The organism is Pedobacter rhodius, assembly GCF_027213645.1.
Lineage (GTDB): Bacteria > Bacteroidota > Bacteroidia > Sphingobacteriales > Sphingobacteriaceae > Pedobacter > Pedobacter rhodius.
Map to the genome: position 1 here is coordinate 31960 of NZ_JAPWGL010000006.1, position 19441 is coordinate 51400.

Genomic DNA, 19441 nt, shown 5'->3' on the forward strand with positions numbered 1-19441 from the left:
TAAAATTTTTGAAGAGATTATTTTTTATGAACGACTAGAATTTAAAACTGATGTTTGCCACTAAACTTCTTGGCATTTGCTGTTCTACAGTTGTCCATCCTTTATAATATTTTACATCAGCAAGGTTGTCTACTTTTAATCCAAGACGATAGCGGTTCTTCGAATAAAATGCAGTTGCATTTAGTACGGTATACGATGGGAGTGTGAAAACACCTGTTGCCAAACTGTTTGTAATGATATTTTCGCTGTTGTAATTTCCACCGAAGCCAAGCCCTAAGCCTTGTAGTTTACCTTTTGTGAGTGTATAACTTAACCAGGCATTTACCATGTCTTCTGGTCCTGCACTTACTGGTCTTCTGCCTTCTACACTTGGTGCCGCTTTAACCATTTTGCTATCGTTATGGCTATAACCTGCAACAAAGTTTAAACCGTCTACCGGGTTAGCATTTAAGCTAATTTCTATTCCTTTGCTTAATTGTGTGCCATCCTGAACCGTAATATTATAAGTCGTTCCATTTCTAACTATTGATTCGCTTCTGGTCATGTTTTTAACATCAATATTGTAATAGCTTGCAGTTAAGTTTAATTTATTGTGAAATAAATCAGCTTTTATACCGCCTTCAATTTGATTTGCCTGTTGAGGTTTAAACACGCCTGAAATATCTGAAAGCGGTTGCGTCACTGTAGCCACGTTCCTGAAACCATTCATGTAGTTTCCAAATATTGAAACCTGATCTTTGATAACTTCATAAACCAAACCGAATTTTGGTGAAATAGCAGTTTGCTTATAATCACCGGTAGTTCTGTTGGTGGCCTGGTCGTAAGTTCCCTTGTTGTCGAAACGATCAACCCGTAGACTAAACATTGCAGATAATGCATCTGTAACATTTAAAACATCAGAGGCATATGCACTGTAAACTTTTGAAATGGTGCTGTTTTTAGCATAGCCGGAAGCAGCTGCTCCAATTTTTGCGTCAACCGCGGCTTTAGAAATGTTAGCATAGCTTGCAGGTACATTAACAGAATTTATATTATCAAATAAAATATAAGGAGAGTTACTGTTGTCTGTTTTTTGGTTTAAATAATCCAAGCCAATAATCATCCTGTTTCTTAGCCCGGCAATTTTAAAATCGCCTATAAAGTTTTGTTGAACATCAGCAGATGTACTTGCTGAATTTTGGATGTTGATGTATCTTGATAAAAGATCATCAGTTGCTCCAAGATACATTACATATTGATAGTACCCTTCAGATTTACGAATGCTTTGAGAAAAGTTTGTCTGAGAAATCCAGTTATCAGAAATTTTATAAGTTAACTGACCATGAACATTTCTTGTCGGCGTTTTAATGGTTAAGTCATTGCTGGTAAAAGATCTTCCGAAGTCGAAGTTCAGTTCATCAGGTGTACGTGCAATTAACTGGCGGCTTCTGTTTAAGAAAACCATTAGCGGATTTGTGCCTTCGTAGTTGTAAAATTCTGCACCTAAATTTAATTTAAGTTTTTCGTTAATTCTGTATTCTAAAGCCGGGGCAATAAATGTTGAATTGCTGAAGCCGGCATCTTGCCAGCTATTCTGCTTATTATAAGCAGCATTAACTCTAAAAAGTAAGTTTTTATCTTTGTTAACCGGTGCATAAACATCGGCTGTTAACCTGTTAAGTCCGAAACTACCGGTGTTATAATTGATTGAACCACCCATGGTATCTAAAGGTTTTTTAGTCACAATGTTTACTAAACCACCAAAATTGGTAATCGCACCACCATATAATGTACCAGATGGGCCTTTAATTACTTCAATTGTTTCAATATTAGATGGATCAAGATCACCGTTAGTTAACCCTGCTATACCATCGATTACAGAAACCTGAGTAGTAAACCCACGTAAATTGTAATAAGATGCGCCGTCGCCCCCACGTCCTGTAGACGTCCATAATTTATCTAATCCTGGTGTATTTTTTAATGCGTCACTAAAATTGGTAACCATTTGTTCCTCCATCAATTCTCTGGAAATTGTGGTATAAACCTGCGGATTTTCAAGATTTTTCAAGGGTAGCTTGGCAACATATTCACTTTTTTTAGTGGCGAATTTATTTCTTTTACTGCTGCTGATATTTACCTCCTTCAATTGATCGGCATTTTCAACTAAAGAGAAATCCACGATTGAAGTTTCGCCTGCAGTTATGTTAATGGTTTTTTCTTCAGACTTCAAGCCCACAGCCGAAACCCTGATAATATATGTACCCGGTTTAACTTTCGGGATGGTGTAATTTCCATTTTCATCAGTTGTAGTGCCTAAGCCTTTGCCCTTTAATCCTATAGAGATGAAAGCGGCAGGCGCGCCATCAGAAGTTATAATCTTACCTTTAAGTGTTGAAGATTGTTGCGCAAAGGAGTTAATTCCTGAAAGTGAGAGCAAAATAGTAAATAAAAAGAGTCTGATTTTATACATGTTAAATTTATTTGGATTAATTCTAAACAGTCGCAAAATAACGGCAGAAAAATTTATTATCCAAATTATTTTGATTAATTCTAAATAAGAAGGTGTGGATTGTACAATAAGTAAAGTGTTAAGGCGCTGAATAACAGCGTTGGAAATGAGTCTCCATGCTGAAATTTTAACATTTTTAATTCTAAATCGGGAAAAATCTGTAAATAAAAAAGACCCCTTTAATTAAAGTGGTCTTTTTATTTACAATTATTGGATGAAAGTATTACTTGATTGTTAAGACTTGCAGGGTGATGGGGCGTTCTGTATCATTTGCCGGACTTACTAATCCGCCACAAATCACATCATAATGATAGCCTGCAGCAAATACTGCATCTGTTTTAGTGGTTCTGACTGTTCCGGAAGTTGTTTCTTTTGCATCAAGCGAATATGTTCCTGCAGCTATTTCGACAAAACCACCAGCAGTTTTATAAGCCTTGTTTGTTCCGTAAGAAGTTGTTGTGCCTGTTTTAACCAAATCAAGTGCAGGTGCATCAGGGGATAAATTTATAAATCTAACATATGCCTTATCAGTAGATCCAGTACTTAAATCTTCACTAACAAGTAAGCCATCTAACTGACCAGGTTTATTTACCAGATAATAAGAATAACTAGCTTCGGCATTCATAGTAATGTCTTTTGTATACAAACTCTCGACTGAACTTCCGCTGGTAAATTTCAAGTTGTATGTGCCGGCAGTTCTGGACGTGTAAGAAATTGAACCTGCAAATGGTAATGCAGCAGAATTAATTAAGCTGCCGCTTAAATAAACGTTGTATGTAGCCAGCGACGGTGAAGCATTAATTACTCTTAAATAAGATATCGTCGAATCAGCTGTTTCTGTTTTAGCACAAGAACTAAATATTATGGCCGTGATAAGTAATAAAAATGAATGTAATTTAACTTTTTTAAAATAACTGATAGTAGAAGTATTCATAAATTTCTCAGGATAAAGATTTAGTTCTAATTAAAACGATTGGGAATTCAAATTCGCTACAACCATACAAATATGGCGTTTAAATATTAATTAAGTATGTTAAATGTTGTTAATCAGATGTTAAAATTTAATAAAACAGTTCAGAATTTGGAAGCGCAATTACCGGAATGTAAAATCAGGGGAGTAGAGGGCCCGGCCCTAAAACCCAATTGGAAGGTGCTGGGCGTTTAACTTCCTGCCGACAGTTCGGAAAACATGCAATCAATTGGTCATCCCATTAAACTGATCTTTAAATTTCGAACTGTAAGTACTCAGACCAGAGGGCCTGGTACCCCGAAATATTCAGAATTTAGCTGTGGATGAAAATTAAAAAATGTAAAAAAGTTAAAAAATATTGTGTAACTCAATTATTATTTAAACCTTTGCACCTCAATAGAGTTAAAGCCGTTTTAATACGCAGAAAATGATTAAAAATTTTTTACATAAACTTTCGAGTAGCACAGCACATTTAGTGTCTGCGGAAAGTTTATTTATTAATCGTTTTCAACCTGTATTCTATTACCCCAACAGCCGGCAAAATTTTACGCCACGTATTTAGTACTCAACTAAACGTAACGAGGAATTGATCCTCTCTAAAAACCCAATTAACAAGAATACTTATAATTTTTCGTTAGAAAACGAATGGATATTAACGAATTTATCGTGCAGGTGGCACTTCCTGAGCATCGTGTATTTGCAGAACAAATCGTAACCGAGATGGCCGAATCTGCGAAAGCTCGCGGCACGGGTATTGCGAAACGTTCTCCCGACTATGTCGCAAATAAAATGCAAGAGGGCAAAGCTGTTATTGCGTTTCATAAAGACGGGCGATGGGCGGGCTTTTGCTACATCGAAACCTGGAGCCATGGTCAGTTTGTGGCCAATTCTGGCTTAATTGTTTCACCTGAATTTAGAAAAGCAGGTTTGGCTCATGCCATTAAAGAAAAAGTTTTTGAGCTTTCCAGGGCATTATATCCTAAGGCCAAGATTTTCGGTTTAACAACCGGTTTAGCTGTAATGAAAATCAATTCTGATTTAGGTTACGAACCCGTTACCTATTCTGAGTTAACCCAGGATGAGGAATTCTGGAAAGGTTGCCAGAGCTGCGTAAATTTCGAGATTTTGAAAATGAAAGAACGTAAAAACTGTATGTGTACCGCAATGCTTTACGACCCTGCCACTCAAAAACACGATGCAGCCAAAAAATTCGCCGAAGAATTACAAAAAAAACCCAAATTATATGAGCGGTTTATGCGCATTAAACAGCGTTTAGTTGTTAAACCTAAGCCAAAGTCCGGCTTAAAAGTATTGATGTTTTTATTTACCCTGTTATTTAACAAATAGTGATGAATTGCTTGTGAATCAATAAAAAAAAATAATCCATTCACAGGTAATCCATATGACAATTAAAATATAATTATCCCAATATGAACAAAGTAGTTTTAGCTTTTAGCGGAGGTCTCGACACCTCATTTTGTTGTATTTATCTTGCTCAAGATCGTGGTCTGGAGGTTCACTCCGTAATTGTTAATACGGGTGGTTTTTCTGATGAAGAATTACAGGAAATAGAGAAAAGAGCTTATGCCTTAGGTGTGAAATCTCATGCTGTGGTAGATGAAACTGAAAGCTATTATGAGGATTGCATCAAATATTTAATTTTCGGAAACGTATTGAAAAATGCCACCTATCCGCTTTCGGTGAGTGCCGAACGTGTTAGTCAGGCTACCGCAATAGCGAACTACGTTAAAAAAATTGGTGCTGATTATGTGGCGCACGGAAGTACAGGTGCCGGTAATGACCAGGTGCGTTTCGATATGATTTTCAATATCCTGATTCCTGAAGTTGAAATCATTACACCGATAAGAGATTTAAAATTATCCCGCGAAGCGGAAATACAATATTTAGCAGAACACGGTGTTGAATACAGTGCGGCAAAAGCACAATATTCGATTAATAAAGGTTTGTGGGGAACATCAGTAGGCGGAAAGGAAACCTTAACTTCTAACGAAACCTTACCGGAAAGCGCATGGCCAACCCAGGTTACAGAAACTGAATCCCGTAAATTGGAATTAACTTTCGAAAAAGGAGAGTTGGTTGCTATTGATGGCGAAACCTTTGAACCAGTTAGAGCAATCCAAAAATTACAAGCAATAGCTCAACCTTTTGGTATCGGTCGCGATATTCATGTTGGGGATACCATTATCGGTATTAAAGGTCGTGTGGGCTTCGAAGCTGCCGGTCCGATTATTATTATCAAAGCGCACCATACGTTAGAAAAACATACTTTAACTAAATGGCAATTGAGCTGGAAAGAACAATTGTCGTCTTTCTATGGTAACTGGCTGCACGAAGGGCAATTCCACGACCCGATTATGCGGAATATTGAGGCTTTTCTTGCCGATACGCAAAAGGTGGTAAGCGGTAAAGTATTTGTTGAATTATTACCTTATCGTTTCCAGATTATCGGTATCGAATCGAACCACGATTTAATGAGCAATAAATTTGGCAGCTATGGCGAAATGAATAATGCCTGGAGCGGTGAAGATGTTAAAGGTTTCTCTAAAATCTTTGGTAACCAGGTGATGATTTGGCATAAAGTAAATGGCGAAGAGGCTTAATTTGATGTAAGATGGAAGAGGTTTTATGGAAATTGAAACCTCATCTTGCTACTCGATACTAAATATCTGATACTAAAATGGACGAAATCCGATCAAAAGATAATTGTTTAAGCCACTATAAATGGGGTGATAATTGTGATGGATGGAATTTTATTAGCAAACCCGAGGCTGTTGTTAAGCAAGAATTAATGCCCGCCCAAACAGCCGAAAAATTGCATTTTCATACTTATGCAGAACAGTTTTTTTACATCTTGAAAGGACAGGCAACATTTTTAGTTGAAGAAAAAAACTTTACAGTTGATGCCAGTAAAGGCTTGCAGGTTAAAGCAGGCGACAAGCATAAAATCATGAATAACGGTATTGATGATTTAGAATTTATACTTTTTTCCTATCCATCTACAGAAAATGATAGAACAGATTGTGAATAATAAAATTAAAGCGGGAATAATTGGTGGAGCAGGATATACTGGTGGCGAAATGCTCCGTATCCTGGTTAATCATCCAAATGTTGAAATTACTTTCGTAAATAGCACCAGTAATGCAGGAAACTTAATTTCTGATGTGCATACTGATTTAATCGGCGATACGGATTTAAAATTTGTAAGTGATATTCCTCAGGATATTGACATACTTTTTCTTTGCGTTGGTCACGGCGATGCGAAGAAATTTTTAGCCGCTAACCCAATCAACGAAAACATTAAAATCATTGATTTATCCCAGGATTTTAGATTGGCAGCTAATGCTGAATTCGAAAAACGTGAATTTGTTTATGGCTTGCCGGAATTAAATCACGATAAAATAAAGTCTGCAAAAAATATCGCTAATCCTGGTTGTTTTGCGACTTGTATCCAATTGGGTTTATTACCACTGGCTGCAAAAGGTTTAATTAAAAGCGAACTTCACATCAATGCAACGACTGGTTCAACAGGTGCCGGACAAAGTTTATCAACAACGTCTCACTTTAGCTGGAGAAACAATAATCTGTCTATTTACAAAGCTTTTGAGCATCAACATCTGAATGAAATTGGCGAAAGTTTGGTGCAGTTGCAGCCCTCGCTAACAGAGGCCTTGAGCTTCATCCCGCAACGCGGAGCTTTTACTCGCGGTATTTTAGCGGCGATGTATTTAGAAAGTGATTTGACTTTAGACGAAGCACAGAAAATTTTCGAAGACTATTATCGTGCACATCCTTTTACACATGTAAGTCGGAAAAACATCGATTTAAAACAGGTTGTAAATACAAACAAGGCGCTGGTTCATGTTGAAAAACACGGCAATAAATTATTTATCACCAGCATTATTGACAACCTGTTAAAAGGCGCCAGCGGACAAGCCGTTCAGAATATGAACTTAATGTTTGGTTTGGAAGAAACAGCAGGGCTGCGTTTAAAAGCAGCGAACTTTTAATAATCTGTTATGCTGAGGCACGAAGCATCTGCAAACGATGAAAAAGATTCTTCGTTCCTCAGAATGACAAAATCTATAAAATATGGAATTATTTGATGTATACCCTTTAAACGATATCACGGTAGTATCTGCAAAAGGCAGCAATGTTTGGGATGCTAACGAACAAAAATATTTAGACTTATATGGCGGTCACGCAGTGATTTCGATTGGCCATACCAATCCGCATTATGTAAGTCGCTTAACCGAGCAGTTAAATAAAGTTGGTTTTTATTCCAACTCTGTTAAAATTCCTTTGCAGGTTCAATTGGCAGAGAAATTAGGACAGGTTTCTGGGAAGAAAGATTTTCAATTGTTCCTGGTAAACTCTGGTGCAGAAGCAAATGAAAATGCTTTAAAACTGGCTTCATTTTACAATGGCAGAAAAAAAGTAATTGCTTTTACAGGCGCTTTCCACGGACGAACATCTTTGGCTGTTGCAGTGACGGATAATCCGAAAATTGTTGCGCCGGTTAACCAAACCGAAAATGTAATCTTCCTGCCGTTCAACAATGAAGTAGCTCTTGAAGAGACTTTCAAAGCGCAGGGCAATGAAATTTCAGCGGTAATTATTGAGGGTATCCAGGGTGTTGGCGGAATTAAGGAAGCCTCAAAAAGTTTCTTGCAAAAAATCCGTTCACTTTGTGATGAATACAATTCGGTTTACATTGCCGATTCGGTTCAGTGTGGTTATGGCAGAACAGGTTTGTTTTATTCACACGATTATTCGGGTGTTGAAGCAGATGTCTATACCATGGCAAAAGGAATGGGTAACGGATTTCCGGTAGCCGGAATTTCTATTGCACCAAAATTCAAACCTTGGCATGGCGAATTAGGTACCACTTTCGGCGGTAACCATTTGGCCTGTGCGGCAGCTTTAGCTGTTTTAGAAGTTATGGAAAAAGATAACTTAATGAAAAATGCTGAAGAAATCGGTAATTATTTAATCACAGAATTGAAGAAATTTAAGCAAGTTGTCGAAGTTCGTGGTCGTGGGTTAATGATTGGTATTGAACTCCCTGAAGAGCTTGCTCATGTCAAAAAAGAATTATTATTCACATACCATATTTTCACCGGCGAAGCTAAACCAAATGTTATTCGTTTATTGCCAGCCTTAAATTTAACCAAAGCACACGCTGATGAGTTTTTGGTGGCATTTGGTAAGTTGGTGAAGTAATTATATACTCGTCATTGCGAGGTACGAAGCAATCTTAATGCGGTAGAAAACCCACCCATAGTTGTAAGATTGCTTCGTACCTCGCAATGACGATAAAATACGAAGTTAGTGCAAGCTAATTTCTTTTTTGAAATTTTTAAGAGCCGGTGGAGGGGAAAACCTTAAACCCTAAACCTCAAACCTTATATCTTAGTATGAAACTTTTCACTTCCGTACACGATGTTCCAAGCATCAAACAATTTGTAAAGGATGCGCTTGAATTAAAGGCGAATCCTTATGCGCATCAAAGTTTGGGTAAAAACAAAACCCTGGGATTGGTTTTTATGAACCCGAGTTTACGTACCCGTTTAAGCACTCAAAAAGCGGCGCTAAATTTGGGTATGAATGTGATGGTGATGAATCTGGATAAAGAAGGCTGGGCCTTAGAAACGCAGGATGGCGTAGTAATGAATGGCTCAACCGTGGAGCACATCCGGGAAGCTGCTGCGGTAATGGGTCAGTATTGCGATATTTTAGGATTGCGTTCTTTCCCGAAATTAAATAATCGGGAGGAAGATTATAATGAAGATTTCTTTAACAAATTCGTGAAATACTGCGCTGTTCCGGTTGTGAGTTTAGAGAGCGCTACACGGCATCCGCTGCAAAGCTTTGCCGATATTATTACCATTCATGAAACCTGGAATCCTTTGAGGGTTGGCGCTAACTTAAAGCCTAAGGTTGTTTTAGCCTGGGCACCTCATGTAAAAGCTTTACCGCAGGCGGTTCCGAATTCTTTTGCAGAATGGATGTGTAAAGCGCAAAATGAGGGAATGATTGATTTTACAATTGCGCAACCCGAGGGTTATGAACTTGCCGAAGAATTTACACCAGGCGCCGATATTCAATACAACATTGAAGAAGCTTTGGCCGGCGCTGATTATGTGTATGTTAAAAACTGGAGCAGCTATAAAGAATACGGTAAAGTTCTGACTTACCCCGATGGCTGGATGATGAACAATGAAAAGCTTAAATTTACTAATGATGCGAAAGTGATGCACTGTTTGCCGGTTCGTCGCGATTTGGAATTATCTTCTGAAATTCTTGATGGGCCCAATTCATTGGTTATTCATGAAGCCGGCAATCGTTTATGGGCAGCACAAGCAGTGATTAAATCAATGTTGGAAGAATTGTAAAAAGCAGAAAGACTAAAGCTAAAAGACCAAAGCTTTCAGCATTTTGCTTTAAGCTTTAAGCTCAATAAAATGAAACAACTTACAATCATAAAAATCGGTGGAAACGTAATCGATAACTCTGAAAACTTACATCAGTTTTTATTGGATTTTACAGCTTTGCCAGGCGACAAAATTCTGGTTCATGGTGGTGGTAAAATCGCAACTGAACTTGGTGAAAGTTTAGGTATTGAAGCCAAAATGGTCGAAGGCCGCCGGATTACGGATATAGAAACTTTGCGTATTGTTACGATGGTTTATGCCGGATTGATTAACAAAAATATGGTTGCCCAATTACAAGCGAAAGGCAGCAATGCAATTGGTTTAACGGGTGCGGATGGAAATATCATTAAAGCTAGAAAACGTCCTGTAAAAGAAATCGATTACGGATTTGTTGGCGATTTGGATGAATACTCTGTTTCTTCGGAAACTTTAGATAGCCTACTTAAAGCAGGATTGGTACCGGTATTATGTGCAATTACGCATGATGGCGAAACACAATTGTTAAACACCAATGCCGATACCATTGCGTCATCAGTTGCGGTGGCAATGTCATCATTATATGAAACGCGTTTGGTATATTGCTTTGAAAAAAAAGGTGTTTTGAGCGATGTAAATAATGATGATTCAGTGGTTAGAGAAATCAAAGCCAATGAATTTGATGGTTTGAAAGCTAACGGAACCGTGCAGGGTGGAATGATACCAAAGTTACACAATGCTTTTGAAGCGATTAAAAAAGGCGTTTCGGCTGTATATATCGGTAAAGCTGATGAATTGGCCGAACTTGCAGGTGGTACTTTTGGAACGAAGATGCTGAAATAAGGTAGAGGATTAAAAGGAAGAAGATTGAGGATGTATCGCAATGACGGTTTTGAATAAACCTGATAGCAATGGAAATACTTTTTTAGCAGCAACATTGAATAAACTGTCATGCTGAGGTACGAAGCATGACAAATGAGTTTGAAAAAAGATTGAATTGAATAGCAGGACTGAACATTAATAGAATTGCTGAAATTGCTTTTCAAATAAATCTGTGAAATCAAATAATCTGTGAAATCAATCCGAAGGAAAAAATATTAATCATGACAAAAAAAATAGCCATAATTGGTAGTGGAAATATCGGTTTATCTTTAGCAAAAGGTTTGGTAAAAGCCGATTTCGCTAAAGCAGGCGATATCACGCTAACCCGTAGAAATACCGACCATTTAACATCTTTTGCGCAAGCCGGGTTTGTAGTGAGCAATGATAATAAACATGCGGTTACCGATGCAGATGTTGTAATTCTTGCTGTTTTACCACAGCAGTTAAATACCGTTTTAGATGAAATTAATTCCTCGATAAACGCAGCTAAACATTTGGTTATTTCTGTAATTTCGGGTGTGAGTTGTGCTGCGGTTCGCGAGAAACTGGGAAGTGATGTGGAGGTGATTCGTGTAATGCCAAATACGGCTATTGCGATTGGCCAGTCGATGACTTGCATGGCCAGCGATAATGCATCTGCTGAAAATATTACCGAGGTGACCAAAATGTTTGAAACGGTTGGTTCAGTCGTGAAAATAAATGAAGATTTAATGACTTCCGCTACGGCGCTTTGTGCTTGTGGTATTGCGTTCTTTTTGAGGGCGATCAGGGCAGCATCTCAGGGAGGTGTCGAAATTGGTTTCCATGCAGATGAGGCGCTGAAAATGGCAGTTCAAACGGCAAAGGGCGCAGCTGATTTACTTTTATTACACGGCACTCACCCGGAATCAGAGATAGATAAAGTAACTTCGCCAAAAGGTTGTACCATTGCCGGTTTAAATGAAATGGAGCATAACGGTTTTAGTTCATCATTGATAAAAGGGATTAAACTTTCGGCTTTAAAAGCAGGGAATTTATATACAAAAGAAGGTTAAAGGTATAAGGTTGATGGTGGAGGGTTTTGGCTCGATATCTTGATACTTTATACTAACTACTCGATACTATGTTATTAGAAAATATACAAAAGGAAAGTCTGGATTTACTGCGACAGCTGATTCGCATCCAGTCTTTTAGTAAGGAAGAAGACCGAACGGCGAACCTAATCGCTCAGTTTTTGGAGGAGAAAGGAATTAAGACGCAGCGGAAAATGAACAATGTTTGGGCTTATAACAAGCATTTCGATGCAAATAAACCAACATTGCTTTTAAATTCTCATCACGATACGGTTAAACCAAATTCTGGTTACACCCGCGACCCATACGACGCGGCAATCGAAGGCGACAAATTATTTGGCTTAGGCAGTAATGATGCTGGTGGTTGCCTGGTTTCGTTAATCGGTACATTTTTATATTACTACGAACAGGAAAATTTAAAATATAACATCTGTTTGGCCGCAACGGCGGAAGAAGAAATTTCTGGAAATAATGGCTTAGAACTTGTTTTGCCAGACTTGGGTGAACTCGAATTCGGAATTGTTGGGGAGCCAACAGAAATGAACCTGGCTATTGCCGAACGGGGTTTGCTGGTGTTGGATTGTGTATCTCACGGTAAAGCCGGTCATGCGGCGCGCGAAGAGGGCGAAAATGCCATTTATAAAGCATTAAAAGATATCGATTGGTTCAGAAATTATCAGTTTCCTAAAGTATCGGAAGTTTTTGGTCCGCTGAAGATGACGGTTACGATTATAAATGCAGGTTCGCAACATAATGTGGTTCCGGCTAATTGTACCTTTACAGTTGATGTTCGGGTTACAGACGCTTACACAAACGAAGAAGTTTTAGAAATCATCCGTGCAAATGTAGATTGTGATGTTACCCCACGTTCTATTCGTTTAAAACCATCATCGATTGATAAAAATCATCCGGTTGTTCAGGCTGGTGTAGCATTGGGCAAAACTACTTATGGTTCGCCAACCACATCCGACCAGGCTTTATTGGATATTCCATCCGTAAAATGTGGGCCGGGTTTTTCAGGCCGCTCACACATGGCTGATGAGTTTTTATATGTTAGGGAGGTAGCTGAAGGTGTTCAAGGCTATGTGAATATGTTGAAGCCGGTGATTGTAGGTTAAAGGTTTTAAGGTTGAGGGCATAAAACCTTGTGTACTTAGTGTCTTTGTGGTAAAAATAGCCTTGTGTTCTCTGTGAAAAATCAGTGAGCGCTTTGGTAAAATAGTATAATAGCTTTGTGTGCTTTGCGAAAAACTTAGCGCTCTTTGCGGTTAAATCAAAATTCTTATAATATTGTTTATCTTTACTTTATGAAAACTTATTCTGAGTTTATAGAAATTGATGCCAGCAAACGATTTGGAAAACCTTGCATAAAAGGTACAAGAATTGCGGTTTATGATGTTTTGGGTTGGTTAGCTAACGGTATGACTATTCAGGATATTCTTGAAGATTTTCCTGAAATAAACGAAGAAGAAGTTTTGTCTTGTCTGGCTTATTCGGCTGATAGAGAGCATAAAATAAGAGTAGCCTAGTGAAATTATTATTCGACCAAAATATTTCTTATAGAATTATAAAACTTTTGGAGGCTGAATTTTCTGGCTGCAATCAAATTAGACAGCTAAAACTAGAAAATAAATCAGATAAGGAAATCTGGACTTTTGCAGGTCAAAATAATTTTACGGTAGTTACTTTTGATGCAGATTTCTACGAGTTCTCAAATCTATATGGGCATCCACCGAAAATAATCTGGTTACGTTTTGGAAACAATACAACTTTAGGAATCGCCAATGCTCTAGTAGAAAAAAAACAATTAATAAATGATTTTATTAAGCAAGATGAATTTTCTTGTTTAGAAATACAATAATCAATTGCGAGGCACGAAGCAATCTATTGTCAAGTGTGACGCTTTGAAATCAAAATAAATAGAGGATTGCTTTCCCTAACAGTCGGGATAAATTGTGCCTCACAATGATGGAGATGACCAAAAAGCGCTATAGTGTGATCTTTGATAACTTGGTGAACTCTGTAGGAAATTTATACAATAGCTTAGCGCCCTTTGCAAAAAAACTTAGCGCTCTTTGCGGTTAACTAAAGTAAAATGAAGATTTGGCAAAAAAATATAGATGTAAATAAATTCGTAGAAACTTTCACCGTTGGTAAAGACCGCGAACTGGATTTACAAATGGCAAAATTTGATGTTTTGGGTTCTTTAGCGCATACCCAAATGTTAGAAACCATTAACCTGCTTACCGCTGATGAATTGAAAACGGTTCAGCAAGAACTGAAAAACATTTACAATGAAATTGAAGCTGGAAATTTCACCATCGAAGATACGGTAGAAGATGTACACTCGCAGGTAGAATGGTTACTTACCCAACGTATTGGTGAAGCTGGTAAGAAAATTCACAGCGGCCGTTCTCGCAACGATCAGGTTTTGGTTGATTTGAAACTATTTTTCAGAGCTTGTATCGGAGATATGGTTAACCAAACATCAACTTTGTTTAACCTTTTGATTGAGTTGAGCAATACGCACGCAGCTAAATTGATGCCGGGTTATACGCATTTGCAAATTGCAATGCCCTCATCATTTGGTTTATGGTTTGGCGCTTATGCCGAAAGCCTTGCCGATGATATGGAACTGATGTTGGCGGCATGGAAAATCACGAATAAAAATCCATTGGGTTCTGCTGCAGGTTACGGCTCTTCATTTCCATTGAACAGAACTTTAACTACTAAATTGTTAGGTTTCGAAAGCTTAAACTATAACGTGGTTTATGCGCAAATGGGTCGCGGGAAAACAGAAAGGGTTTTAGCACAGGCCATGAGTGCAGTAGCAGCAACGTTAGCCAAAATGGCGATGGATGTATGCTTGTTCATTAACCAAAACTTTGGCTTTATCAGTTTTCCGCCGGAATTAACAACTGGTTCGAGCATTATGCCGCACAAAAAGAATCCTGATGTTTTTGAGTTGATTCGTTCTCGTTGCAATAAAATTCAGGCTTTGCCTAATGAAATTGCGATGATGATTACCAATTTGCCTTCAGGGTACCACCGTGATTTACAATTACTAAAAGAAAATCTTTTCCCTGCAATCACTTCGTTAAACGAATGTTTGGAAATCGCCACTTTCATGTTCCAGAACATTACCATTAAAGATGATATTTTGAAAGATAAAAAATATGATTACCTGTTTAGCGTTGAAGTAGTAAACGATTTGGCGTTGCAAGGGGTTCCGTTTAGAGAGGCTTATAAAATAGTTGGCGAACAGATAGAAAATAGTACTTTTGCACCATCGAGCCAAATACATCATACACACGAGGGAAGCATCGGCAACCTTTGTAACGAACAAATTGCTGCATCAATGCAAGCAGTTTTATCTCAATTTGGTTTTGATAAAGTAAATAAAGCAATAGAAGATTTAATTCGTTAGGTCGTCATTGCGAGGTACGAAGCAATCTTAAAGCTGTGATTTTTTCCAATTGTTTTAAGTCATAGGATTGCTTCGTACCTCGCAATGACGTTTAAAGCGACAAAAAAGTAATATATGAAAGTTTCAATATTAGCCAGTGCTCTGATTGGCTCGGAAATAATAAAAATTGGTAACGAGGTTAACGAAATGAAACGCAAAGGCGCATCAATCGCTAACTTAACTATCGGCGATTTTGATTCGAATATCTATCCAATTCCGACAGAATTAAAAGCTGGAATTGTAGATGCCTACAATGCCAATCAAACCAATTATCCGCCTGCTGATGGTGTTTTGCAATTAAGAGAAACTGTTTCTGAATTATTGAAAGATAGATTCGGTTTAGAATATAACACCAATAGCATTCTGGTTTCCGGCGGTTCCCGTCCGCTAATTTACGCTACCTATCTGGCCTTAATCGACCCGGGAGATACTGTTGTTTTCCCTGCTCCTTCCTGGAACAATAACCACTATTGCCACTTAACTTCTGCAAAAGCGATTGCGGTAGAAACCGATGCAGCGCATAACTTCATGCCAACGGCAGCGCAACTGAAGCCACATTTAAAAGGTGCAACTTTGCTGGCTTTGTGCTCTCCATTGAACCCAACGGGAACCATGTTCGATGCGGATTCTTTAGCTGAAATTTGCGATGTTATTTTAGAAGAAAACGCAAATCGTGGGGTTAATGAAAAACCATTGTATTTAATGTACGACCAGATTTATTCGCTTTTAACTTTCGGTAAAGCGCATGTAAATCCGGTTTCATTACGCCCGGCAATGCGTGAATTTACCATTTTTGTAGATGGAAGTTCGAAATGCTTGGCTGCAACAGGCGTACGTGTGGGATGGGGTTTTGGTCCTGAAGATATTGTGAACAGGATGAAGGCTTTGGTTGGTCACATGGGCGCATGGGCACCAAAAGCCGAGCAGGTTGCCATGTCTAACTATTTTAATGATAAAGCACAGGTTGATGCTTTTTTAACCAGCTTTAAAGCGCAGATTCAGGATAGTTTGAATGCACTTTACAATGGTTTTAACGAGCTAAAAGCAGAAGGTTTTAATGTTGATGCGGTGGAGCCAATGGGCGCCATTTATTTAACCATTAAAATCGATTATATTGGTAAAACTACTGAAGATGGTCAGCTTTTAAAAGACAGCGCAGATGTAAATTTCTACCTGATTAAGGAAGCTGGAGCCGCGTTAGTTCCGTTTTCTGCTTTCGGAAACGAGCACAATATGCCATGGTTCAGGGCTTCAGTTGGCGCCTGTACTTTACAGGACATCAAAGATATGTTACCGAGAATAAAAACTGCTTTGAGTAAGTTAAAGTAATATTTCATTTCGAAAAAAAACCTCTTCAAAAAAATTGAAGAGGTTTTTTTATTTTGGGAAGTGCTAGAATACTAACTCTTAAACTCGCTCGTTTTATGGAAATCAATATCCGGATAATCCTGTTTTGTTAAGTTAATCATGTATTCACTGTCAGATAAGTAAACAGGATTAGCCTCTTTATCAAAACCGATGTGTTGTTGCTTACGCTTTACAAATTCATCCAGTTTTTTTCTATCTGTAGAAGTTACCCAACTCGAACGGGTGTAACTCAATGTACGGAAACGACATTTAGCGCCATATTCATGTTCTAACCTGAAATTGATTACCTCGAACTGGAGTTCACCAACGGCACCGATTACTTTCCTGTTTCCGGGTTGCATTACAAACAATTGTGCTACGCCCTCATCGGTTAATTGCTCTATGCCTTTTTCCAGTTGTTTGGTACGCATTGGGTCCATGTTTTCTACCTCTTTAAAAATAGATGGAGAAAAACTTGGGATACCTTTGAATTGCAATTTTTCGCCTTCGGTTAACGTATCGCCAATTTTGAAGTTACCACTATCATATAAGCCAACAACGTCACCTGGCCAGGCCTCTTCAACAATGCTTTTTTCATTAGCCATAAAATCCATCGGGTTCGAGAATTTCAGTTTTTTATCCTGACGGGTATGGTAGTAAAATTTATTACGCTCAAATTTACCTGAACAGATTCGCAGGAAAGCAATTCTATCACGGTGTTTAGGGTCTAAGTTGGCGTGGATTTTAAATACGAATCCACTGAAATTTTTCTCTTCAACCAGAACATCACGCTCTTCAGCTTCTCTATGTCGCGGACTAGGTGCGATATCAATAAACGTATCCAAAAGTTCTTTAATACCGAAATTATTAATCGCACTACCAAAAAACACGGGTGCCACTAAGCCATCGGTATATAAATCTTTATCTATTTTGCCATAAATGCCATCCACCAGTTCAACATCGTCTTTTAAGGTGTTGATTTCATTTTCCTTTAAATAATTCAAAAGCGATGGGTCATTCAAATCATTTGCAGCAACAACTGAATCAGTAACTTTGGTTTTATCAGAATTGAACAGATTCAAGTGTTTGTTATAAATGCTATAAACGCCTTTAAAAGTATGACCTTGTCCGATAGGCCAGGAAAGCGGACATAAACTGATGTTCAGCTTTTCCTCAATCTCATCCAATAAATCATATGCCTCTTTACCTTCACGGTCCATCTTATTGACAAAAATAATCACGGGTGTATTACGCATGCGGCAAACCGACATCAGTTTTTCAGTTTGTTCCTCTACACCTTTCACACAGTCGACCACCAAAATTACGCTATCTACAGCTGATAAAGTTCGGTAAGTATCTTCGGCGAAATCCTTGTGACCAGGCGTATCCAGAATATTAATTCGCTTGCCGCTGTATTCAAAACCCATTACCGAAGTTGCAACTGAGATACCACGTTGTTTCTCGATTTCCATAAAATCGGAAGTATTGCTTTGGTTCGCTTTGTTACGTTTCACTGCACCAGCCGTATTTATGGCGCCTCCAAAAAGCAGGAATTTTTCTGTCAAAGTGGTCTTGCCCGCATCGGGGTGACTAATAATGGCAAAGGTTTTACGTTTTTCTATTTCGGGGTTAAGCATAATAAATCTGGGTAAATAAAGGGCGATGAAACCTGGTTAAAGAAATTTAACTGCGATAAGATTTGAATATTTTTGTTTCATCAGGCTGCAAAGATAAGAAAATTGCTTAACTGTTTGAACCGCTTAATGGAAAACCGATTGCCGATCTATAAATCAGAGTTTTTATGCGGTGATAATTTTGTGGTAACCTGGCTATAAAGGTGTTAATGCAGCTAATATATTCCGCCTTGTTTTGCCAGGTGAAAACCGGTTGATAAAAAAGATTTTTGTGCTTTCTTATCCCATAGTAACTTATTGGTATGGTTTAAATGGATAAATTGAATTTTCGATTTATTACCTGCAGGTTCATTTTCGAATAATTTAATTGTTTCAGTTACCAATGGATGCGGAACTTCACTTATCGGCCTGTTGCCAAGTTCTCCTGTTGAGTAAAAAGTAGCATCTAAAAAGGCAAAATCAACTTTTTTAACCATTTCAATGATATTGCGATTCCATTTATCAATATCAGGAATAAAGAGGTATTTTTTTGCATTGGTAAAAATTTCAAAACCTGCTGTTTCAGAATATTCGTCGCGATGCGGAACGGTAAAAGCGATAATTTTAATTTCGTCTGTTTCAAAAGGTTTATCAGCTTGAAGTGCAGTAATATTAATATTTTGCAATTTCACCAATTGGCTCCACGGTCCGTTTTCTTCTAGAAAAGATTTAAGCTTTGGCAGTACATAAACATTAAGTTTTTTAGTATTCATCACTTCCCGGCCAAATTCCATTAACCCGGTATAATGGCCAATATGAGCATGTGTAATAAAAATACCTTCCGGTAAATAAGGAAATGCGTTTTTTGTTTGTTTACCAAAATCGTTTAACTGTTTTTTTATGTCGGGACTTGCATCAAATAAATACCATTTTTTTGTAATGGGATTAACCAGCGCGAGTGAAGCAACGGTTTTTTGTAAGGCCGGATTTTTCCACGCTGAAATGCAGCATATGTTAGTACAGCCCATGTGCGGATAACCGCCATCCTGAGCTACACCCAAAACCAGCACATAAGGCCGGTTAGTCGTTTGGGCAAAGCCTGAAAAATAAAATACGAGTAGTGCAATGAATGACAGTTTATATTTTAAAAACATATATTAAAACTAAATGCTTACGAATTTAGAAATTAATACGT

17 protein-coding genes are annotated in these 19441 nt (G+C 38.0%); 13 read left to right on the forward strand and 4 right to left on the reverse strand.

Translation table 11 applies throughout. From position 1 onward, the window contains the following. Positions 1–34 precede the first annotated feature (34 nt). Together O0931_RS18390 and O0931_RS18395 are read right to left on the reverse strand one after the other, a co-directional pair. Positions 35–2449 carry a TonB-dependent receptor gene (locus O0931_RS18390; RefSeq protein ID WP_269416950.1) on the reverse strand — a complete coding sequence of 805 codons (2415 nt, stop codon included), beginning with the start codon at positions 2447–2449 and terminating at the stop codon, positions 35–37. Between the two features lie 262 nt (positions 2450–2711). Next, positions 2712–3422, reverse strand: a complete 711-nt coding sequence (locus O0931_RS18395; protein ID WP_269416951.1) for a DUF4397 domain-containing protein — start codon at positions 3420–3422, stop codon at positions 2712–2714. A gap of 681 nt (positions 3423–4103) precedes the next feature. Between O0931_RS18395 and O0931_RS18400 the strand changes: the two genes are divergently transcribed. The 13 genes from O0931_RS18400 (at position 4104) to O0931_RS18460 (ending at position 16615) form a co-directional block, all read left to right on the forward strand. Beyond that, positions 4104–4805, forward strand: coding sequence for a GNAT family N-acetyltransferase (locus tag O0931_RS18400; protein WP_269416952.1), 702 nt, complete (start codon positions 4104–4106; stop codon positions 4803–4805). 83 nt (positions 4806–4888) lie between these two features. Further along, complete coding sequence (gene argG / locus O0931_RS18405) at positions 4889–6079, forward strand: argininosuccinate synthase (RefSeq protein ID WP_269416953.1); 1191 nt, start codon at positions 4889–4891, stop codon at positions 6077–6079. A gap of 77 nt (positions 6080–6156) precedes the next feature. Next, positions 6157–6507, forward strand: coding sequence for a cupin domain-containing protein (locus tag O0931_RS18410; protein WP_269416955.1), 351 nt, complete (start codon positions 6157–6159; stop codon positions 6505–6507). Continuing rightward, complete coding sequence (gene argC / locus O0931_RS18415; protein ID WP_269416956.1) at positions 6485–7486, forward strand: N-acetyl-gamma-glutamyl-phosphate reductase; 1002 nt, start codon at positions 6485–6487, stop codon at positions 7484–7486. Before O0931_RS18410 ends, argC begins: the two co-directional genes overlap by 23 nt. Before the next feature lie 82 nt (positions 7487–7568). Next, the gene (locus tag O0931_RS18420) at positions 7569–8699 is read left to right on the forward strand and encodes an aspartate aminotransferase family protein (protein WP_269416957.1); all 1131 of its coding nucleotides are present in this window, start codon (positions 7569–7571) and stop codon (positions 8697–8699) included. 194 nt (positions 8700–8893) lie between these two features. Further along, positions 8894–9871 carry a Rossmann-fold NAD(P)-binding domain-containing protein gene (locus O0931_RS18425; RefSeq protein ID WP_269416958.1) on the forward strand — a complete coding sequence of 326 codons (978 nt, stop codon included), beginning with the start codon at positions 8894–8896 and terminating at the stop codon, positions 9869–9871. A gap of 69 nt (positions 9872–9940) precedes the next feature. Further along, positions 9941–10729, forward strand: coding sequence for an acetylglutamate kinase (gene argB, locus O0931_RS18430; protein ID WP_269416959.1), 789 nt, complete (start codon positions 9941–9943; stop codon positions 10727–10729). A gap of 260 nt (positions 10730–10989) precedes the next feature. Beyond that, positions 10990–11802 (forward strand): pyrroline-5-carboxylate reductase, encoded by an 813-nt coding sequence (proC, locus tag O0931_RS18435; RefSeq protein WP_269416960.1) that lies wholly within the window; start codon positions 10990–10992, stop codon positions 11800–11802. Positions 11803–11870: 68 nt separating this feature from the next. Next, positions 11871–12938, forward strand: coding sequence for a M20 family metallo-hydrolase (locus O0931_RS18440; RefSeq protein WP_269416961.1), 1068 nt, complete (start codon positions 11871–11873; stop codon positions 12936–12938). Between the two features lie 189 nt (positions 12939–13127). Then, complete coding sequence (locus tag O0931_RS18445; RefSeq protein ID WP_269416962.1) at positions 13128–13349, forward strand: DUF433 domain-containing protein; 222 nt, start codon at positions 13128–13130, stop codon at positions 13347–13349. Continuing rightward, positions 13349–13681, forward strand: a complete 333-nt coding sequence (locus tag O0931_RS18450) for a DUF5615 family PIN-like protein (protein ID WP_269416963.1) — start codon at positions 13349–13351, stop codon at positions 13679–13681. Before O0931_RS18445 ends, O0931_RS18450 begins: the two co-directional genes overlap by 1 nt. Positions 13682–13915: 234 nt before the next feature. Beyond that, entirely contained in the window at positions 13916–15247 is a 1332-nt protein-coding gene (gene argH / locus O0931_RS18455; protein WP_269416964.1) for an argininosuccinate lyase, read from the forward strand. Positions 15248–15361: 114 nt separating this feature from the next. Then, positions 15362–16615, forward strand: a complete 1254-nt coding sequence (locus tag O0931_RS18460; protein WP_269416965.1) for a pyridoxal phosphate-dependent aminotransferase — start codon at positions 15362–15364, stop codon at positions 16613–16615. Between the two features lie 71 nt (positions 16616–16686). Here the strand turns inward: O0931_RS18460 and O0931_RS18465 are convergent, their stop codons facing one another. After that, entirely contained in the window at positions 16687–18270 is a 1584-nt protein-coding gene (locus O0931_RS18465) for a peptide chain release factor 3 (RefSeq protein ID WP_269416966.1), read from the reverse strand. A 212-nt stretch (positions 18271–18482) separates the two neighbouring features. Then, positions 18483–19400 (reverse strand): MBL fold metallo-hydrolase, encoded by a 918-nt coding sequence (locus O0931_RS18470; protein ID WP_269416967.1) that lies wholly within the window; start codon positions 19398–19400, stop codon positions 18483–18485. Positions 19401–19441 lie beyond the last annotated feature (41 nt).